This is a genomic window from Pelomonas sp. BJYL3 (genome assembly GCF_027257975.1).
Lineage (GTDB): Bacteria > Pseudomonadota > Gammaproteobacteria > Burkholderiales > Burkholderiaceae_C > Roseateles_B > Roseateles_B flavus.
This window is the reverse complement of record NZ_JANZKX010000002.1, coordinates 651,954-672,666: the sequence shown is the minus strand read 5'-3', so window position 1 is coordinate 672,666 and position 20,713 is coordinate 651,954. Positions and strand designations below refer to the sequence as shown.

General features: G+C 71.1%; 12 protein-coding genes. 2 read left to right on the top strand and 10 right to left on the bottom strand.

From position 1 onward, the window contains the following. The first annotated feature begins 48 nt into the window (after positions 1-48). Complete coding sequence (locus O9Y01_RS08535) at positions 49-792, top strand: hypothetical protein (RefSeq protein WP_269631118.1); 744 nt, start codon at positions 49-51, stop codon at positions 790-792. Here O9Y01_RS08535 and pbpC read toward each other — a convergent pair whose 3' ends face one another. Further along, entirely contained in the window at positions 793-3,198 is a 2,406-nt protein-coding gene (pbpC, locus tag O9Y01_RS08530; protein WP_442952739.1) for a penicillin-binding protein 1C, read from the bottom strand. Positions 3,199-3,270: 72 nt separating this feature from the next. Further along, entirely contained in the window at positions 3,271-8,337 is a 5,067-nt protein-coding gene (locus tag O9Y01_RS08525; protein ID WP_442952732.1) for an alpha-2-macroglobulin family protein, read from the bottom strand. Between the two features lie 191 nt (positions 8,338-8,528). Here O9Y01_RS08525 and O9Y01_RS08520 point away from each other — a divergent pair, with 191 nt between their 5' ends. Beyond that, complete coding sequence (locus O9Y01_RS08520) at positions 8,529-9,344, top strand: endonuclease (protein ID WP_269631115.1); 816 nt, start codon at positions 8,529-8,531, stop codon at positions 9,342-9,344. On the opposite strand, the gene O9Y01_RS08515 is transcribed toward O9Y01_RS08520, so the two are convergent. From O9Y01_RS08515 to O9Y01_RS08480, 8 genes are all read right to left on the bottom strand, one after another. Beyond that, positions 9,311-10,240 carry a pseudouridine synthase gene (locus O9Y01_RS08515; RefSeq protein WP_269631114.1) on the bottom strand — a complete coding sequence of 310 codons (930 nt, stop codon included), beginning with the start codon at positions 10,238-10,240 and terminating at the stop codon, positions 9,311-9,313. The two genes, O9Y01_RS08520 and O9Y01_RS08515, sit on opposite strands and share 34 nt — an antisense overlap. Next, positions 10,237-11,160: a hypothetical protein gene (locus O9Y01_RS08510; RefSeq protein ID WP_269631113.1), complete on the bottom strand. Its 924-nt coding sequence runs from the start codon at positions 11,158-11,160 to the stop codon at positions 10,237-10,239. Before O9Y01_RS08510 ends, O9Y01_RS08515 begins: the two co-directional genes overlap by 4 nt. Before the next feature lie 69 nt (positions 11,161-11,229). Then, a complete protein-coding gene (locus O9Y01_RS08505) occupies positions 11,230-12,531 on the bottom strand; it encodes a UDP-N-acetylglucosamine 1-carboxyvinyltransferase (RefSeq protein ID WP_269631112.1) in 1,302 nt (433 codons plus the stop codon). A gap of 108 nt (positions 12,532-12,639) precedes the next feature. Continuing rightward, the gene (locus O9Y01_RS08500) at positions 12,640-15,390 is read right to left on the bottom strand and encodes a patatin-like phospholipase family protein (protein ID WP_269631111.1); all 2,751 of its coding nucleotides are present in this window, start codon (positions 15,388-15,390) and stop codon (positions 12,640-12,642) included. A gap of 85 nt (positions 15,391-15,475) precedes the next feature. Continuing rightward, positions 15,476-17,110, bottom strand: a complete 1,635-nt coding sequence (locus O9Y01_RS08495; RefSeq protein WP_269631110.1) for a methyl-accepting chemotaxis protein — start codon at positions 17,108-17,110, stop codon at positions 15,476-15,478. A 322-nt stretch (positions 17,111-17,432) separates the two neighbouring features. Then, positions 17,433-17,846, bottom strand: a complete 414-nt coding sequence (locus O9Y01_RS08490) for a YkgJ family cysteine cluster protein (protein WP_269631109.1) — start codon at positions 17,844-17,846, stop codon at positions 17,433-17,435. 112 nt (positions 17,847-17,958) lie between these two features. Then, positions 17,959-19,035: a pre-peptidase C-terminal domain-containing protein gene (locus O9Y01_RS08485; RefSeq protein WP_269631108.1), complete on the bottom strand. Its 1,077-nt coding sequence runs from the start codon at positions 19,033-19,035 to the stop codon at positions 17,959-17,961. Between the two features lie 440 nt (positions 19,036-19,475). Next, positions 19,476-20,648, bottom strand: coding sequence for a glycerophosphodiester phosphodiesterase (locus O9Y01_RS08480; protein ID WP_442952731.1), 1,173 nt, complete (start codon positions 20,646-20,648; stop codon positions 19,476-19,478). Between the last annotated feature and the right edge of the window lie 65 nt (positions 20,649-20,713).

The following is a 20,713-nucleotide window of genomic DNA, read 5'->3' as shown; positions in this document are numbered from 1 at the left end:
TACAGTGAGGCACCCCGGCCTTCGGGGCAGAACCGTCCAGGGAGTGTCATGCCGAGGATCTCTGTGCGCCTGGGAAGCCTGACCTGCGCGCTGTGGCTGGGCGCCTTGCCTGCACGGGCCGATCCGGGCTATTACGTGCTCGCGCCCTATGCCCAGGCGGGGCAAGTGGGAACCGAGCTGCGCTACTGGACCGTCAAGACACGCAGCGGCGGCCCCGCGGTGCTGTGGCCCGAACTGGCGCTCTCCTACGGCTTTGGCGAGCGCTGGACCAGCACGCTGCTGGCCAGCTATGAGGGCACGCGCGAGGAGGCCGTGCGCCTGGACACCTGGAACTGGCTCAACCAGGTCCGCCTGGACGACGGCCGAGGCGACTGGGACCTGGCCTTGCACACCCAGCTGGTCCGCAGCCACGGCGCGGAGCAGGGGCAAGCCCTGGAGCTGGGCCTGGTCAGCCAGACGGAATGGGGCCTGGCCCGTGTGCAGGCCACGGCGATCCTGGAGCACGGCTGGGGCGAGCTGGCCCGCAGCGGCACCGAGCTGAAGTACCAATGGCAGCTGAGCTGGCCGCTGCACCCCGGCTGGCGCGCGGGCGTGCAGGGCTTTGGCGAACTGGGCAACTGGCGGGACTGGAAACCGGCCGAGCGCCAGTCCCACCGCGCCGGCCCCTCGATCCAGGCCAGCTGGACCCTGCGAGAGCACCAGGCCCTGCAGCTGCAGGCGGCCTATCTGTTTGGCAAGGTCTATGGCCAGCAGGCGGGCATGTTCTCGGCCACGCTGAAGCTGCTGTTGTGATCACAAGCCCTGCACCGTGAAGCGCAGCCGGGCGTAATGCCCCTGGGCGTCCAGCGCGGTGAGCTGCTGCTCGCCGTTGCGCTGGGGTTGCAGCAGCAGCGGCGCACGGCGGGCGCTGCCCTCGGCCGGCTCCTGCCAGGCCAGCAGCTGACCGTCCAGCAGCCAGGCCACGGCGCCCTGTGCGCCCAGCACCTGCAGGGGCAGACGGATGTGTGGCTGGCCCGGCGAGGGCCGCAGCACGGTGCCGGGCTCCAGGCCCACGATGCGCAGCCGGGCGCTGGGTCCGCCCTGGGCCTCGCCCCGGCAGCCGGCCTTCCAGGGCAGGCGCTCCAGCGGGTGGCGCTGGGCGTTCTCGATCCACGGCTGCAGCAGCGCCGGCCAGCGCACGGTGGGCTCGGGGCGGGCCAGGGGGCCGGCGCAATCGCTGGAGACGCGTTCGTGCCCGCCGGCCTCCAGCAGCACCTGGAACTCCAGACCCTGGGTCGCGCCGCGCTCGGGCAGAGTGGGCGGCGCGGCGCCGTCCAGCAGCCAGGCCATGCGCTGCTGCAGGCACTGGTCCGGCGGCGTGCTGGCGGCCAGGCGGCCCAGGGGCCAGCAGATGGGCGCGGCCTGCACGCTGGCCGGCTGCCGGCGCGGTGCCAGCTGCTGAGGGCCCAGGGCGGCGGCCAGATCACGCAGCAGCGGGGCTGCGCTGTTGGCGCCGAAGTGGCCGGGATTGGGCGTGCCGTCCGGGCGGCCCATCCAGACGCCCAGGGTGTAGCGGTCCGTCACACCGAGGGCCCAGGCGTCGCGGAAGCCAAAGCTGGTGCCCGTCTTCCAGGCGATGCGGGCCTGGGACTCACGGAAGGGAGCGCCGGGGCGGCCGCCGTTCTCCAGGATCTCGCGCACGATGAAGGCGGCGCCTTCGCTCATCAGCCGCGCCGGGCGCAGCGGGTCCTGCGCCTGCAGGCGCGGCTGCAGGGCCTCGCCACCGCGGGCCAGGGCCGTGTAGGCGCCCACCAGCTCCTCCAGCCGCGTGCTGCCGCCTCCCAGGATCAGGCTCAGATTGGGCGCCGCATTGGCCGGCATGCGCAGGCGCAGGCCCGCCCCGCGCAGCTGGGCCGCGAAGCGCTCGGGCCCGATGCGCTCCAGCAAGTCCACTGCCGGCACGTTGAGCGAACGCTGCAGGGCTTCGGAGACGCTCACCGGCCCGGAGAAGTCCGCCTGGAAATTGCCGGGCGCGTAGCCGCCGAAATTCTGCGGTGCATCGACCAGCAGGCTCTCGGCATGCACCAGTCCCTGGTCCAGGGCCATGGCGTAGAGGAAGGGCTTGAGTGTGGAGCCCGGCGAGCGCAGGCCGCGGACCATGTCGACATGGGCGGCACGCTTCATATCGCCGAAGTCGGCCGAGCCGGCGTAGGCACGCACCGCGCCGTTGCTGTTGTCCACGATCAGCGCGGCGATGGAGACCTGCTCGGGCAGGGTGTTGAGCCGGTCCAGCAGGACCTGCTCCAGGCGCTGCTGCAGGCCCGCGTCCAGCAGGGACGGCACCACGGACTCGCCCGCCTTCAGGCCGCGCTGGCGCAGGCGCTCGGCCAGCAGCGGCGCCAGCACGCGCGAGCGCAGGGGTGGCGCGAAGACCTTCTCCAGCCTGGCGTCCTGCCCCTGCGCGGCGCTCCAGATGCCCTGGTTCACGAGGCGATCCAGCACCTTGTCGCGCGCGGCCTGGGCCTGGGCGGGATGGCGGTCGGGCCGCAGTCGCGAGGGGCTCTGCGGCAGTGCCGCCAGCAGGGCCGCTTCCGCGGGCGACAGGTCACGCGCTGACTTGCCAAGGTAGGACTGCGCCGCCATCTCCACGCCTTCCACCATGCCGCCCATGGGCGCCTCGTTGAGGTAGAGGGTCAGGATCTCCCGTTTGCTGAGGTGCCATTCCAGCTGCAGGGCGCGCAGCATCTGGCGCGCCTTGGCACCGAGGCTGCGCGTGGCGCAGGTCTGCAGATTGCGCTGGCGGTCGGCGCACTCGGCGTCCAGCAGGCGGGCCACCTGCATGGTCAGCGTGGAGCCGCCCGACACCACCTGCCCGGCCCGCAGCCATTGCCAGCCCGCACGCAGCAGTGCCGCCGGGTTGATGCCGGGATGCCACCAGAAGCCGCGGTCCTCGTAGCCCAGCAGGGCCTCGACGTACAGCGGCGAGACCTGCTCCAGCGTGACCCGGTGCCGCATGGCGCCGTCCGCGCCCGGCCAGTAGCGCAGCGGCGTGCCGTCCTCGGCCAGCACCACCACGGCCTCCAGCGGCCGCCGCGCCGGGCTGTCCGGCCAGGCCGCGGCCGGCAGCGGGAAGAGCTGGTCCAGGCCCAGCAGCGCCAGCATGAAGACGGCCAGCGCGCACCAGGCCCGGCGGCGGCGGGCCCGGCGCATCAGGCTCAGTCGTGCAGGCATGGTCCTGTCATCGATAGGAGGCCAGCACGCCGCTCAGGGGCGCAGGGTCAGGGCCGGGCTTCATTTCTTGTTGAGGACGGTGATCTCGGTCTCCGACTTGCCGATGCCGCGCAGCTCGGGCCGGTACATGTCTTCGGCAAAGGGCGCCGGCACCTGGTAGCGGCCCGGCGTCACCACGCGCACGAGGTAGAAGACATCCAGCGGGCTGCCGTCCAGCTGCGCGGCGGCCACGAAGCGGTCGTCTCGGTACTCGGTGTGCACGATGCGCGTGTTGGCGTTGGCCTGGGCGATGTTCTGCCCCTCCACGGTGAACTCGCCGGCCTGCGGTCCCTGGCTGAGGTTGAGGTTCTCCACTTCGAAGCCGGCCGGGATGCGGTCCACGATCAGGCCGTCCTTGATGGGCCGCCGGGCCGTGGTGCGCAGGCGCACGATGAACAGCTCGCCCGTGGTGAACTGGCGCGCGGTGACGGGTTTGCCATCCGTGCTGAAGAGACTGCGCTCGACCACGATGCTGTCGGTCTGAGGCGGCAGGGGCTTGGTCGGATAGCCCTGGGCATGCAGCTCCACGAACAGCGAGCCCTTGCCCTCGTTCTTCAGCACGGTGCCGGCCTTGAGCCGGGTGCCGGCGATGTCGCGCTGCGCCGTCTCCTTGCCGCTGAGCGTGTCGGGCGCCGCAGCGCCGGTCTGCAGGCTGGCGCTCCAGCCTTCGCCGCCGGCCTGGCCGTGGGCGCTTCGCACCGCCAGGAAGAGCGCCAGGCGCTCCTGGGTGGAGAAGTAGCGGCGGCGGTCGAAGTCGCCGGCCAGGTCGAAGAGCAGGCCCTCGCGGCGCTCGTGCTGGATGCCGTGGCGGGCCAGCAGGGCATAGGCCATGGCCTGGTCGCGCACGCGGCTGCCATAGTCGCCCAGCCACTCTTCCCACCACCACCCCTCCTGCGACGGAGCGAGCGCGGGGTTGATGCCATAGGCGCGGTTCAGGCCCTCGTCCAGGGCCTGCCGGGCCCGCTTCTCGTCGCCCATGAGCTTGAGGGCCAGGCCCAGGTGGATCAGCGGCAGGGGCGAGCGGGCATTGCCGCGGTACTGGTCATGCAGAGTCTTGAGCGTGGCCAGCGGCGCCTTCTGAGCGCGCGCCAGCACATAGCCGGCATGGGCCGCCTCGGCGAAGCGCTGGTGGGCGATGCGGATCAGCTCGATGTCGCTGTAGCTGGCCACGCGGCCCTTGTCGTCCCGCTTGGGATCCTTGGGCGGCTGGGTCTGCTGGCCGGGGCTGCGCTGGAACTGCTCCAGGAGGTTGTCCATGGAGCGGCTGAGCATGCTCTCGGGCGGAGCGAAGCCGGCGTCCTTGGCGTCCTGCAGGAAGCCGGTCACATAGGCCGACAGCCAGGCCTCGTAGGGGCTGGTGTTGGCCCAGAGCCCGAAGCCGCCCTTGGCCTGCTGCATGCCGGCCAGGCGGCCGAAGGCGCTGTCCAGCCGCTTGGCCCGCTCCTCGCGCGGCACGGGCGTCATGCCGAATGCCTTGGCGGCCTCCTCGTCGATCATGGCCAGCGGGTAGGCGCTGCTGGTGGTCTGCTCCAGGCAGCCGTAGGGATAGCCCAGCAGGCCCTTGACCTGCTCGCGGATGTCGATGGGCGGCTTGTCGGAGAGGCTCAGCGTGGCGCTGGCGGAGCCGCCCCAGTAGCCATCGAGCAGGTTGGCATCGAGCTTCAGCGTGGCGCCGGGCTCCAGGCGCGTGCGCTTGAGCTCGTGCACGGGCGGGGTCAGCGGCTGCAGCTGCAGCGCAGCCTCGCGCGTGAGCTTCAGGTCGCCGGCCTGCACGTGCAGCTTGAGCGGCACCAGGCCCGCGGCCTCGGTGGCCTCCACCTGGAAGCTCAGCACCTTACGCTGCTTGTCGGCCAGCGGCACGGGCTCGGGCTGGGCGAGCACGCGCAGCGGGCCGTCGGCCTCCAGGCGCACCTTGACCTCGCGGGCGCTGCCCGAGAGATTGCTCACGTCCAGCGCGATGGTGGCCTTGTCACCGGGCGAGAGGAAGCGCGGCAGGGACAGCTCGGCCACCAGGGGCGCGGCGACCACGGTCTCGGCCTGGGCGCTGCCATAGCTGTCAGCGCTGGCCACCACGGCCATCACGCGCAGGGTGCCGTTGAAGTCCGGCAGCTTGAAGCTCACCGTGGCCTCGCCCTTGGCATCGAGCTGCACCGGGCCGCTGAAGAGGTCCACCAGCAGCACCTTGCGGGGCATGCTTTGCGTGTCCCGCTTGCCGGCGTCACCGCCGAAGCGCTGGCGGGCGGCATTGCCCTCCATGCGCTCGATCACCTTGCCGTAGAGGTCCAGCAGGTCGGCCCCGTAGCGGTGCTTGCCGAAGAAGAAGTCCTGCGGGTCCGGCGTCTTGTAGCGGGTGATGTTGAGGATGCCCACATCCACCGCGGACACGGTCACCAGGGCCGCCTTGCCCGCCAGCTGCGGCACCTTGACCTTGAGGGGCAGCGACTGCTCCGGCGTGGCCTTCGGGGGCGCGACCAGCTCCACCTTGGGCTTGCGGTCCTCGCGCCACAGAGGCAGGTGCACCAGGCCCAGGGCGCGGGCCGGCGTGACCTTGTCGCCCTGGCTGCCGGGCCGGAAGGCTGCCACGGTGATGTAGAGGTCATGGCGCTTCCAGTCCTCGGCCACGGGGATCTCGACCGTGGTGCCGCGCGCGCGCACGGCCAGGCGCTCGCTCCACAGCACGCGGTCGCCCTCCACCGTCACCAGGGCCTCGCCATCGTGCGGCGGCTTGATCTCGAGCTTCGCCTTCTGGCCCGGCTTGAACGGCGCGCCTTCGAGCTTCAGCTGCACGCGGTCGGGACGGTTGCCGACGTCGTCGGCGTCCTGAGCGCCCCAGCCGGCGTAGAAGCCATAACGCAGGGTCTGCTGCGTGGCAGGGTCGGCGATCTCCAGTCGGTAGCGGCCCCAGCGCACCGGCAGCGCGATCTTGCTGCGCTTGTCCAGCTTGATCTGGCGAGCCTCCACCAGTTCTTCCTGGGTGTTGAAGCCGGAGTGCCAGCCGCGGCTGTCGTCATAGCGCCAGTACCACTGCCGTTCCTCGTAGACGAGACGCAGCTGCAGGTCGGCCGCCGCGTGGAACTTGCCGGCGGCGTCCACGCGCGTCAGCTCGAACTCGGCCATGCCGCCTTCCTGCACCACATTGCGGTCGAAGAGCGGGCGGATGGCCAGCAGCTGCTCGGCCGGCCACCAGCTGCGCTCCAGGGAGCGCACCACGGGGCGCCCCCCGCTCTCCAGCAGGCTGACGCTGGCGCGCAGCAGCATGGGCGAGCTGCGCTCGCTCAGGGCGGGATGGAAGTTGAGGGTGGTGTGGCCCTTGTCGTCCAGCTCGTCGTCCTCGGCGTCGCTGCGCTTCTGGGCCTTGTCGTCGGCGAAGTCGCCGAAGATGAAGCCCGGCAGCGCGCGGGCCAGCGGATTGATCTGGCGCTCGGTGTAGAGACTGGCCTGGACGCGGTTGCCCGAGGCCGGCGCGCCGTAGAGGTAGTCGCCCTGCACGTCCACGCGCAGCGCGGTGTCGCCCGTCAGCACGGTCTCGGGGGCGCTGAGCTGCAGCTTCATGCGCTCGGGCAGGAACTCCTCGACCTGGAAGCTCCATTGCGCGTCTGGCTGCTTGGCGGCCGGGTCCACGCGCGCCTGCAGCTGCCAGCGGCCCGTGGGGGCGTCGGCCGGCAGGGTGATGGCCTGCTGGTAGTAGCCGGCACCGGTGGCCCCCGGGCGCACCAGCAGGGTGGCGGCATTGCTGCCATCGGGCTTCTTGAGACTCAGGGTCAGGGGGACGGGCTTGTCCCAGGCGCGGCCGTCGGCGTCGCGGGCCAGCACGGAGGCCTGGAAGCTCTCGCCGGGGCGGTAGAGGTCACGGCCGGCGTAGACAAAGAGCTTGTTGTTGCGCGAGGGGTGCCCGATGGCATCGAACTCGGAGAGGTCCAGCGCCGCATCGTTGAGCGAGAGCACGGACATCTCCTTGCCCCGCTTGGCCAGCACCACGCGGGCCTTGTCCAGCTTCTGAGTGAAGACGCCGTGGCCCTGCCCATCGCTGCTGAGCTGCTGCAGGGCCTTGCCGGCCTCGTCCACCAGGGTCAGCTCGATGCCCGACAGCGCCGTGCCGCCCTTGAGCGAGGTGGCGAAGACGTCCAGCTGCGCGGCATGGCGACGCAGGTGCAGGCCGATGTCGGTGACGTAGAAGTGCGTGACCTGGTAGTCCCAGCCGAAGCGGCCCGGCGTGTTCATCACCGCCACATAGATGCCCGGCTCCTGCAGCTCCTTGATGCGCTCGACGGGCAGGAAGGAGACGTTGCGGCGGTTGGGGCGTTCGTCCGTCGTGAAGCGGCCGATGTAGACGCTGTCGGACATGCTGCGCAGCTGGTCCAGCACATAGCCGGAGGTCCGGCCCTTGAGGCGGCGGCCCGGGTCCTCGTAGTAGTAGCCGCCTTCGTAGTCCTCGCTGCCCTCCTCGTAGCTGGCCGCCTTCGGGCGCTCGCGCCGGCCGCCGACCTGGTCCAGAAAGGCGCTGAGGTTCTCGGGGCGGATGCGCAGGAACTGCACGTCCACCTGGGGCGTGTTGACGGTCACGACGGGCAGGCCGCCATTGATCTCGGCCGGCAGCACGGTGCCGCGGCTGGCGAAGTAGTAGGCGTCGGGCATGGCCTCGCTGGCCACCTCGCAGGTCTGCGGCGTGGCCAGGGTCGCGCCGGCCTTGGCCGCCAGCTCGCCCGCCAGCTTGACCCGGAACTTGCGCTCCGGCTTCACGTAGGGGAGGTAGAGCACGCGGGGGTTGTCGCCCAGCACCCAGCGGGCCTCGACGGGGGTGGCCTTGTCGGCCTCCTCGTTGGGGGCGGACTCGGTGGCCGTGAGCAGCTTGCCGAAGTCCTGTCCGCCGGCCAGGGCCTGCGTGAACATCACCGCAATGGCCGGCGAGCCGTCGAAGAGCCGGGCCTTGCAGTCGGCCAGCGCAAAGGCGGCCAGCGGCCCGCTGTCGGCCTCGATGGCCTCCGGGGCACCGCGCTGGCGCTGCCAGCCCCACCAGCCTGCCGCGGCCACCGCCGCTGCCAGGCCCACGCCCGCCAGGATCTTCAGTCCCTTGCCCATCGCTGCCATCGTGTCACTCCCGCCCCTCGCTTCATCGGGGGCGCGAGCAGTGTAGGGCGGCGGGCGTGCGCCGCATCGCGGCTGTTGCGCCTTGTTGCCCCCTCCTGGTGGGGGGATGACAGGCCCTCGGTGCTGCCAGTCGCACAGCAGGCGAGCCCACCGCGCCGCGCGGGCATACTTCCGGCAGCCTGACGCCCCTCATGCCCACGCACCACATTCCCGAGGCCAACCTGGCCGAGCTGCCCGCCGCCTGCGGGGTCTATGTCTTCCATGGCGAAGGCGCCCTGCCGCTGTACATCGGCAAGAGCGTCAACATCCGCTCGCGCGTGCTGGCCCATCTGCGCGAGCCGGCCGAGGCGCGGATGCTGGCGCAGGCCTGCCGCGTCAGCTGGCAGCGCACGGCGGGCGAGGTGGGCGCGCTGCTGCTGGAATCGCGCTGGGTGAAGGCGCAGCAGCCGCTGTTCAACAAGCGCCTGCGCCGCAGCCGCTCGCTGTGCGCCTGGACGATGGTCCCGTCCGCCCCCGTGCTGCGCCTCGTGCATTCGCGGGACCAGGACTTCGCCCGCAGCCCGGGCCTGTTCGGTCTGTACAGCTCCGGCCATGCGGCCCAGCAGGCGCTGCGCGGCCTCGCCGAGGCGCAGCAGCTGTGCCAGGCTCGCCTGGGCCTGGAGCCCGCCTCGGCGCGCGGCTGCTTCGCGCGTCAGCTGGGCCGGTGTGCGCTGTGCGGTGGCCAGGAGCCCGAGGATCAGCATGACGATCGCCTGCGGGCCGCCCTCGCGCAGTGGCAGGTGCAGGCCTGGCCCTTCGACGGCGCCGTGGGCCTGGTGGAGCGCGCGGGCGACTGGGTCCAGACCCATGTGCTGCAGCACTGGGCCTACCTGGGCACGGTGGAGGGCCGGGCGCTGCAGCTGCCGGCGGGCCACGCGCCCCCGCCCTTCGACCTGGACGGCTACCGCATCCTCGTCGGCCCGCTGCTGAGCGGTCAGGCCGAGCTGCTGCTGGCCAGCGCCAGCTGACGCTCCGAGCGGAAGGCCCGCGGCGCCCCGCTGACGGGATCGACGAAGGCGATGGACCGGGCCAGCAGCTGCAGGGGCTCGTCGAAGTCTTCACGCGGCGGCTGCAGCACCGGGTAGATGCGATCGCCCGCCAGCGGCAGGCCCAGCGCGCACATCTGCGCCCGCAGCTGGTGCTTCTGGCCAGTCAGCGGGCGCAGCTCGTACAGGGCCCGCCCCGCATCCAGCGGGCGCAGGCAGCGGATCATGGTCTCGGCATTGGGCTCGCCAGGCACCTCGCCCATCTGCATGAAGGCCTCGCCCTCGCGCTCCACCAGCCGGCTGCGGTAGCGCAGGGGCAGCTCGAGGCCCGCCGGCGGGGCGGCGGCCACGGCCTCGTAGACCTTGTCCACGCTGCGCTCGCGGAAGAGGCGCTGGTAGGCATCGCGATGCGCGGGCTGCACGCAGAACACGGTCAGGCCGGCGGTCTCGCGGTCCAGGCGGTGGACGGGGGTCAGGTCTTGCAGCCCCAGCCGCCGCTTGAGCCGGGTCAGCAGGGTCTGCTGCACATGACGGCCCTTGGGCGTCACGGAGAGGAAATGCGGCTTGTCGGCCACCACGAGCAGCTCGTCCACATGGACCAGCTGCTCCTCGAAGGGCACGGGCGTCTCGTGGGCCACCCGGCGGTAATAGTAGATGCGCTGCCCGGCGCGATAGGGCGCTTCCGGAGGCAAGACCTGACCCTGCGGCCCCAGCACCTCGCCGCCGGCCATGCGACCGGCCCAGTCGTCCCTACTGACCAGGGACAGCCGCTGGGCCAGGAAGTCCAGCAGCAGCGGCCAGTCCCCCGGCGGGCAGGCCAGGGCCGAGGCACTGACGCCCTCGCGCATGGGCAGGGCGAGCTTGGGCGGGCGGCTCACTCGATGATGGGGCCGCCGCGGGCCCGCTCGTCCATGTAGCGGTTGACGCGCTGGCGGTCCTGCTCGTCCAGCGGCTCGCGGCGCCAGCTGCGCAGCCAGGCGTCGCGGTCCTTCTCCTGGGCCAGGCGGCGCACGGCGGCGTCGATGGCCTCGATGTGCTGCCGGCCCTCGGCGCTGCGGGTGCAGGCCACGGTGGCCAGCTGCGTGCTGCGGCCCTCGGCCAGGGGCAGCTTGACCAGGTCGTCCCCGCCGTTGAGGCGCAGGAACTCGTCCACGACCGAGGGGTACTCCAGCGTGAAGTCCATGCGCCGCGCCCGCAGCATGTGCAGCAGGTGCATGTTGCGGTTGGGCACCACGGTGCGCGGCGCGCCATCGCCGGCCTGCTTCAGCAGAGCGTCGATGCGGGGGCCGAAGGCGCGGTCGCGCGGCAGCAGGCCGACCAGGTCCTGGCGCTGCAGCAGGTCCGCCAGCTGCAGTGGCTGGCCGGTGACAGCGGTCTCGAACTGCGCCAGGCGGTCCTTGTGCACGACCACATGGAGCTGGCGCGAGAACAGCGGCGGATAGAGGTGGCTGAACCAGAGCCAGGCCAGGCGCTCCGGCGTCTTCACATGCAGGACGGAGCACAGGGTCTGCCCCTGGCGCGCCTGGAGCTCGAAACGAGTGAAGGGCATCTCGACCAGCACATGCCGGTACTGGGGCATGCGCCTCACGAGGATGCGCAGGAAGCCATCGAGCTCGCCCTGCCCGATGTCCTCCACCGTCTGCGGCACCTGGCCGGGCCGCACATAGCTGAAGTGCGGTGGCACGTCCTGCACCAGCCAGTGCAGGGTCGGCAACGGCTCAGCCGCCCGCGCCGCGCAGGGCAGCAGGGCCAGGCTCAGCGCCAGGCTCGACAGCAGGGACGACGGGAACAGGGCCATGGGCCGGTGCAGCGTTCGGACAGCAGGGAATGCGCCGCAGTATCAGGGCACGGGGGGCGTGGCAGCGGCTCAGTCCCCGTCCACCCATTCGATACGGGCGCCGAGCGTGCAGATGTTCTCGACGAAATGCGGGTGCGCGCGCCGGATGGGCGTGGCATTGCGGATCACCGAGCGCCCCGGGATGGACGCCGCCACCATCAGCAGGGCGATGGCCACGCGGATGATGTAGGGGCTCTCCACCTCGGCCGCATGCAGGGGCTTGCCGCCGAAGGTGACCATGCGGTGCGGGTCCGACAGGAAGGCATGCGCGCCGAACTTGGACAGCTCCGAGGTCCAGCCCATGGCGCCGTCGTAGATCTTGTTCCAGAACATCACGCTGCCCTCGGCCTTCACGCCCAGGGCCACGAAGATGGGCAGCAGGTCCACCGGCAGGTAGGGCCAGGGCGCCGCCTCGACCTTCTGCAGGATGTTGCGGGTGAAGGGCTCCTTGACCTTCAGCGGGCCCTGCGTGAGGGCACGCGACCAGCCGTCCTTGTGCTCGATGTGCACGCCGAACTTGGCGAAGGTGCGGTCGATCAGGGGGAACTGCTCGGGCTGGGAGTTCTTCACCTGGACGTCTCCGCCGGTGATGGCGCCCAGGGCCAGGAAGGTCACGATCTCGTGGAAGTCCTCGGCGAAGCTGAAGTCCCCGCCGCCCAGGCGCTCGACGCCCGTGATCTTGAGGCGCGAGGTGCCCAGGCCCTCGATCTTGGCCCCCAGCATCTGCATGAAGGCGCAGAACTCCTGCACGTGCGGCTCCGAGGCCGCGTTCATCAGCGTGGAGGTGCCCTGCGCCAGCGCGGCGCAGAGCACGAAGTTCTCGGTGGTGGTGACGGAGGCGTAGTCCGTCCAGTGGTCATTGCCCTTGAGCGGGCGGTCCACGCTCAGCAGCAGGCCGTCGCTCAGGCGCTGGACGCTGGCGCCGAAGCGCTCGAAGACCTCCACATGCGGGTCGATCTCACGGGCGCCCAGGGTGCAGCCCTTGACGTCGTCCTCGATGCGGGCCGCGCCGAAGCGAGCCATCAGGCCGGGCACCAGCATGATGGACGAGCGCATCTCCTCGGGCAGGCGGTCGGTCGCGGCGTCGAAGTGGGTGTCCCGGTGGTGCACGTCCAGGATGCCGGTCTTGTAGTCGACCTCGACCGTGCTGCCCAGCTTCCTGAAGACCTCGAGGATCTTCTTGACGTCGGTGATCTCGGTGATGCCCCGCAGACGCACCGGCTCGGCGGTGAGGAGGGTGGCACAGAGGATGGGCAGGATGGCGTTCTTGTTGGCCGAGGGGATGATGCGGCCAGCCAGCGGGGTACCGCCGTGAACAATCAGATTCGACATGGATGCTGCAGCGAGAGGGTCGGGCCCCTGGAATGGGGGACGGCCCGATTATCCCGGATCGGCCGCAAAGGCTGGCGCATCGGGGCAATGCCGCTTCCGGCACGCCCCTCAGCGCGCCACGCGCCGGTACAGCCAGCTGGTCCCCAGGGACAGCACGCCGACGCCCGCCAGCACCAGGGCGAACAGCAGCGGCATGATCATCCACAACGAGCCCAGCACGCCAGGCAGCAGCACCAGGCCCAGCCCGTACACGAACAGGCCCCTGACATGACGCAGGCGCCGCCGCCAGGTGGCCTGGCTCTGCCCGAACAGCCAGCGTCCCACGGACCACCGCAGGAGCTGCGCATGGCAGGTCCGCAGGCCCCGCGCCAGGGCTGACTTGCGCAGCCACCGGTTCAGCGCGCCAAGCCCCGTCCGCCACAGACCCGGCTCCGCCAGCCAGCGCCGCAAGACCAGCCAGGCCAGCGGCAGGGCCGGCAGCGCCATCAGAGGCAGGTAGTGCCAGGCCCCCAGCAGGGCCCACAGCCTGGACAGCACCGCCGCGCTCAGCAGACCCGGCCCCTGCGGCAGGCAGGACAGCCCGCGCCAGAGCGCCTCCCCGGCAGCCCCCAGAGCCGCCGGCCAGGGCCAATGCCAGGCCGCGGCCATCAGCAGCCCCAGCAGCAGCAGGCAGGACAGCGGCGCGAGGCGCGCCAGGCGCCAGAAGCGGTGGCGGGCAACGGCCAGCACCGCCTGCTCCCCGGCCGTCAGCCCGGGCTGCTCCGGCAGCGGACGCTGCCCCACTTGCAAGGGCCTGCCGGCCTCCGGGGCGAAGCGCCGCTGCAGGTGCCGCTCGGCCTGGCGCTCGCCCTGCTGGATCAGGGCGTCCTGCTCGAGCTGGCCAAAGACGTCGAGGTCCGTGCGGATGGCCGACAGGAGCTGGCCACGGCTGCCCGGCCTGTTGAGATCCTCCGTGGGGGCAATCCGGAACGTGCTCAGGGCCGTCAGGGAGCGGGCCTCCACGAACTGGGCGGCGTCGGCCCCCAGGGTGCCGGCGGCCGATGCCTCGAAGGCCTCGCCCATGCGGCGGCGCTCGCGCAGCTCATGGCGGAACAGCTGGTTGGGCCGCTCGCTCAGCAGCTCCACCAGGCGGCCCATGAGGCCGATGCGGCCCACGGACACCTCGCGGGCGCGGGTGTCGAAGACCCCGCCCGGATCGCTGGCGATGATCATGGTGCACTGCTCGTCCAGCAAGGCGGTGCTGCCCAGGTTGTCGAACACCCCGCCATCGGTGAGCCCCAGCGCGCGGATCTTGCGATCGTCCACCAGGGTCGACAGCACATGGGGCGGAAACACCGGCGGGAAGGAGGCTGAGGCCGCCACCGCCTCGGACAGCGGCATGTCCTGCCAGTCCCGCCACACATGGGGCGACATGAACTCGGCGCAGCGGCACTGGTAGACCTCGATCACCAGCAGCAGCAGCGCATCGGCCCAGTCGTGCAGGGGCGCCGCGGCCCCGCCCTGCAGCATCACCATTGCTCCCGCACCAGGCGCCAGGCCCAGAGCCGCCAGCCAGCCGTCGTCCACCGCCTTGAGCGACTCCACAAAGCCCGCCACCAGCTGGAGGTCGCTCATGCCGTCGCGCACGGCGGGGCCGCCCTGGAGGCCATGCCGCCCAACGCGCAGCAGCCAGGCGAAGTTCTTGAGCTGCCGGGCGCGGCCCATCTCGATGTCCCGCAGCAGGGTCGCCAACATCGGCACGGTCTTGGGCTTCGCGCCCGCGCCGGCTGCGCCCAGCTGGCAGGACGCCAGGCGCGCCTGCAGGGGCAGCAGGCGCTGCCATTGCAGCTGCGGCTCGGTCCCCCGCCACCAGCACAGCAGCGGCCAGCGATCGCGCATCTGCGCCCTGAGCTGCGCCTCCTCCGGCAGGGCGGCCACGCGGAACTCCTTGCAGTAGGCCTGCGACAGTGCGTCCAGCACCGGATCGACCTGCTCGGGCGACGCCTGCGCGCTGCCCAGCGACGGCGCTTCCTGCTGCAGCCACTTGCGCGGCCACAGGTCGGCCCGGATGTCGGCCTGGCGCACATAGCCCAGGTACCACTCGCCGAACTCCGCATGGGAGAACCAGAAGCGCCCGCTGGAGTTCAGCGAGGTGGTGTTCAGGATCAGGCGGGTGACGGCGGAGGCCGGCTGCGCACCGGGCGCCTGGCTCCACAGGGCCGCGCGGTTGTAGTTCTCCGTGCCGCCGTGGGCATCGACCCGCCCCGCGCACAGGCGCAGCGCCCGCAGGCTCAGGCGCGGCCGGGCCCAGGGAAGCCGCCGGGTGATGAAGTCCGCGAAGGGTCCGTCCGGCCCGCCGCTGGGCACCTGGCGGGCGGCAGCTGCCTGCCGATGCAGCCGGCGGCAGACCTGCCCGAACAGCTGCGTGTCCAGGTAGTTCGCAAAGTGCCGGCCCAGCGAGGCCAGGCCCAGGCTGATGCCCACCCAGCGCCCCACGTTGAGCAGCAGGCGCATACGCAGGTTCTGGCGCACGATCTCGCGGATGCGCGCCTCCACCTCGTCGACGATGCAGACGTAGTCGTCCGCTTCCAGCCGCAGGGGCGCGTGGCCCGGCTGCAGGGCATCCCGGGCTTCCAGGACCTGCTTCAGCTGCAGCACGTACAGCGCGCCGACCAGGCTGCCCCCGGACACCGTGGAGAGCACCTCCACATGCCGCAGCAGATCAACCCGGGCCAGGTAGCGCAGCACGCCCACATGGAAGAGACTGGCCCGGAAGCCGCCGCCTGCCAGCGCCAGGCCCAGCTTCTCGCGCCGGCCACCGCCGCGCGGCGCGGGCTGCGGTTCCAGGCGGTCAGGAAGTTCTGGGTGGTCGACTTGCATGAGGGGCGACTGTACGGCCTCGGGGCTGCCGCCAGGCGCCCTTCAGGCCACACCCTTTACGCCACGCCCTTCACCCCGCGCCCGCTCAGCCCGCCGCCCGCACCTGCAGCCCCTGGCGCCGGACCTTGGCCGCCTTGCGCAGGGCCACGGCATCCGGCGCCTCGGCGGCCTCCAGCTGGCGGTCCAGCTTGAAGATGCCCACCGTGTCGCTGACGGTATCCGCCTGGTCCTTGAGGGCCGCGGCCGCCGCGGCGATCTGCTCCACCAGGGCGGCGTTCTGCTGCGTGATGATGTCCAGGCTGGCGACGGCAGAGTTGACCTGAGAGATGCCGTCCAGCTGCTCGGTGGCGGCGCGCTCGATGCCGCTGATCAGCGTGGCGACCCGCTGCACGGACTCGACCGCGCCCCGCATGGTCTGCTGCGCCTGCCCCGCGTGGCGATGGCCGGCTTCCACGTCGGAGGACGAAGCCTCGATGAGGGACTTGATCTCCCGCGCCGCCGTGGCCGAGCGCTGCGCCAGGGCGCGCACCTCGCTGGCCACCACGGCGAAGCCGCGTCCCGAATCCCCCGCCCTCGCCGCCTCCACCGCGGCATTGAGGGCCAGGATGTTGGTCTGGAAGGCGATGGTGTCGATGACCTGGATGATGTCGGCCATCTTGCTGGACGACAGGCGGATGGCGTCCATGGTGCGTGAGACCTCGTCCACCGCGGCCTGCCCGTTGGCGGCCACGGCGCTGGCCTCGCGGGCGAGCTCGCTGGCCTCGTGGGCCGAGGCCGTGGTCTGGCGCACGGTGCCGGTGATCTGCTCCATGGAGGCCGCCGTCTGCTGCAGGCTGCTGGCCTGCGACTCCGTGCGCTGCGACAGCTCCAGATTGCCCGTGGCGATGTCAGAGGTGGCGGCCTGCATCTTGTGGGCTTCGGTGCGCGCGTCCCGCACCACCGACTGCAGGTTCACATTGAGCTGGTTCATCGCCAGCGCCAGCCGCCCGCTGTGGCCGCGCTGCTCGCGGCCCAGGCTCTGCGTCAGGTCGCCCGCGGCCATGCGGTTGGCGAAGGGCAGCAGCGCATCCACCGGGCCGCTCAGCAACCGCCGGGCCAGCCATCCGCCGGCCAGCGCGCTCAGCACACCCGCCGCCAAGGCCCAGGCGCTGCCCAGCGGAAACACCAGGGCCAGCACCAGGGCCTGCAGCAGGAAGAGACCGGCCAGCGCACTCTGCGGGCCGGGCCGCAGCCGCGCGAGCAGCCGCCCCAGGACGTCGACGCGCTCCAGCTGCCCGCGGCGCAGGCGGTGCAGCGGCCTGCCCTGCTCCGCCTCCTGGCGCAGCTGGCGGTAGACGGCTTCGGCGGCCCGCACGTGCTCGCGCCCGGGCTCCGTCCGCACCGACATGTAGCCTGCCACGCGCGAGCCCTCCATCAACGGCGTCACGTTGGCCATCACCCAGTAGTGGTCGCCGTTCTTGCGGCGGTTCTTGACCAGGCCGGACCAGGGGTGGCCGCTGGCGATGGTCTCCCACATGTCCCGGAAGGCCTCCGGCGGCATGTCGGGGTGACGGATCATGTTGTGGGGCTGGCCCAGCAACTCGTCGCGCTCGAAGCCGCTGACCTCGATGAAGGCCGGATTGCAGTAGAGGATGCGTCCTTGAAGATCCGTGGTTGATACCAGGTTCTGCCCGGGCGGGAAGAGGTACTCGCGGTCGGTGACCGGTTGGTTGTTGCGCACGGCGCTTTCCTTCCTGAAGATTGGTCAGGCAGGACAGCCGCTGCGCCGTGTTTCACCCTCGACGCGTACAGCCGCCAGGCCTGAATGACACCCAGGCTCTGCGGCCCTTGTGCGGTCTTGTAACGCAGCTGATGCAGCGCCGCAAGCGATCACCGGCCGGCTTCGTAGGACATGGCACTGCCGGCTTTGACGCCGAACGCGCCGAAAACCCGCAGGCGCCAGGCCGCAGATTCAGTTCGCAGCTTCAGTTCGCAGCTTCAGTTCGCAGCTTCAGTTCGCAGCTTCAGTTTGCAGCTTCAGTTTGCAGCTTCAGTTCGCAGATTCAGTCCGCCGCAGCCGCTTCCCGCCGCGCGCCATAGGGGCAGTGGCCGGGCCGCGGCCCGACCTGCGGGTGCTTGCGGCAGATGTCGGGGCGGCGCTCATACACCGTGCAGCGCCGGGTCCGGGCGTCCAGGAACTGGCAGTCCCCGCCGGCGCGGCGGGCCAGCTGGAAGATGCCGTGCTTGAAGCTGAAATGCTCGATCAACCCCGCCTTGCTCAGGCGCTTGGCGATCTGCTTGGGGGCCTCGTGCTCGGCCTCGAAGGCATCGACCAGGCCCAGCCGCACCAGGTCGGCCAGGCGGGCCTCCACGGGCATGGTGCAGCAGTTGGCGGCGCAGCTGTCGCACAGGCCCTTGCGGTAGCGCGTCCAGGTCTCCGTGCGGTCGACGTCGACGATGTGGATGGACGATCTCATGGCTAGGGTCGGGCAAGAAAGGGAAAGCCCGGCATCCTAGCGTGCCGCCCGTCCTTCGCATCGAGGCGGGCGGCCCTGGATCCCTGCTCATCGCGTCAAATCACCGGAGGCGTCAACTCACCGTGGCCACCAGGCTGGCGCCCGAGACCGCGGCATAGGCCTGCACCAGCACGTAGTACTTGGCACCGGCGGCGACCGGCGTCAGGGTGATGCTCTCGGCATTCGTGGGCCCGTCGGACTTGCGGTCGTAGAGCGTGGGCGTGGGTGCGGCGTTGGCGCGCAGGAACAGGTCACCATCCCCCGAGCCGCCGCTGAGGCGCAGCTGCAGCTGGCGGGCGCCGGCCGCCGGCTTGATGCTGTAGAGCCGCGTCTGCTTGGCGGCCAGGCTCACCGCCACCGGCACACCAGGCGTCAGCGGCACCTCGGTGGAGGGCGTTCCCATGCCGATGGCGGCCTTCTTCACGCCCACGTCGATCTCGCCCACATAGCCGCTGGCCGTCTTGGTGACCGTGACGATGTAGCTGCTGCCGCCGTCGCTGAGGTAGATGCTGTCCGCCTCGTTGGGCGTGCGCCGCGCGCCCTGCTGATAGATGGGATTGCTGGCGAAGACCTCATCGGCCGTGCTGGCCGCGAAGTAGAGCTGGGCCACGAACACATTGGGCAGGTTGCGCCCGTCGTCGTTGGGCCGCAGGTTGCGGGCCTGACTCTGGATGGAGAAGTGGATGTGCAGGGCTCGGCCCGTGTAGCTGCCGGGGAACAGGGTCAGGAACTCGGCCTGGCCGTTGGCGTCCGTGCGCTGGTAGCCGCGGCAGAAGTCCTGGCCCACGGTGTTGAAGGGCGCGTAGCCGGCATAGGTACCGACGGCGTCGGCGCCCCAGATGTCCACCACGGCGCCCGGGATGGGGGCGCAGGCATTCTCGACGTCATGGACGCGTATCCTGAGCGTCAGCGGCGCGCCCGGCTTGAGGCTGGTGTTGCCGCGAGAGTTGGCGCGCAGGTCGCGCCGCTCCAGGGGGTCGATGTTGGGATAGGGCCCGGCGGTGGACTCGATGTCGTTGCGGCAGGCCGCCGCCGCCGCACCGTAGAGCAGCTCGCCGCTGGCGGCCTCGCGCCCGGTGAGGGCGAGGACGGACGCCGCGCCCATCAGCTGCAGGGCCTGGCGGCGGGGGGCTTGGGATGACTTGGTCATGGATCACCTTTCAAGAGTGCCCGGGCCCGAAGACCTGTGCACCTTGTGAGGCAAAGGCGAAAGTGGGCCGGGCGGGGTTGGGATGGAAGGCACCGCAGGCCTGCCTCACGCCTGCCCGTCCCGGGCGCGGCCGTCGCCCGGGCAGCCCGCGCGAGGTCGGTCCTGCACCGCAGTGCCGACCCGGCGTCCCCGGGTAGGGAAGCGCCTTCAGGCCCTGCGGTGCCACCATGCTGGGCGATCAGCACCCTGCCAACATCCGGCAAAACCAGTCCAATTGCAAACCACTTGTGCCGTTATGGCCCATTACCGGCCTCAAAAAGGTATCTATCTGGCCCCATCCATGACGCTTGATGCAGCCGGTTTGCGGGACTTCGAACCACGACTCACGGAACTAACGCGTTGTTACCGCGCCTTCCAGGCACTCGGGCGGATCCTGGCGCTCAGTTCGCGGGCTTCCAGCCCTGCACCGCCTGCCGCCCCACCGAAGAGTCGTCGGTGAAGAAGCCATCGACGCCGGCGTCCAGGTAGGCGCGGATCTCGGCCACGCTGTTGCCGCGTGCCGTGGCATCGCTGCCGGGCGTGCCCTGCAGGCTGGTGGGCAGGAAGGCGTTCTCCGGACGCAGGGTCCAGATGGTGATCTTGAGCCCGGCGGCGTGGGCATCGCGGGCGAAGGAGCTGGCCTGGCCCAGGCCTGTGACCACGCCCTTGGCGTCGCGGGTCTGGGGGATCACCCATTCCTTGTAGGGGCCCACGGCGTAGGCGTAGCGCGCGATCTCCTTGAGGCCGTCGGCGGTGACCATGTCGGCATAGCCGCGCGTGTTGGCGGCGCCTTCCTGCATGAAGTCCCAGGGCCGGCCGCTGCTGTTGATCAGCTGGACCAGGCGCACCGTGCTCTTCTGGGCGATGGATTTGAGATTGGCCACCTCGAAGGACTGCACGATCACCGGCGCATCGCGGTGGTTCCAGCCGTTCTTGTCCAGCACGGCCAGCAGGGCCGGCTCCAGGGGCAGGCCGATGGACTGGAAGTAGCTCGGGTGCTTGGTCTCGGGAATGATGCCGATAGTGCGGCCCTTGGCGGCCGACTGCGCCTTGGCCAGCTCGATGACCTCCTGCAGCGTCGGGATCTCGAACTGGTCGTTGTAGGCCACATTCGCCGGGCGGATGGCGGGGATGCGCTCGCGAGCCCGCAGCGTCTTCAGCTCGGCCAGGGTGAAGTCCTCGGTGAACCAGCCGCGGATGCTGACGCCATCGATGCTCTTGGTCCGCAGCCGGTCCTTGAACTCGGGTTTGTCGGCCACGTTGCTGGTGGCTTCCTTGACGCTGCCATCGGCGTTGAGGATGGCGATGGCGTTCTCATGCCGGGCCACCAGCACGCCGTCCTTGGTGGAGACGAGGTCGGGCTCGATGATGTCCGCGCCGTCGTCGATGGCCTTCTGGTAGGCCGCCAGCGTGTGCTCGGGGCGCAGGGCCGAGGCGCCGCGGTGGGCGATCACGGCGGAGGCGGGCGGCCACGCCTGAGGCTCGGAGGCACTGCCGCCGCAGGCGGCCAGGGTGGCGACAAGAAGGCCGGCCAGAGGCATCAGGCGACCGAGAAGAGGCGAAGGATTCTGCATGCGGAACTCCGGGGAGACATGCCCGGGAGCATCGCAGCGGCAGATGACAGCTTGATGCAGGCGCC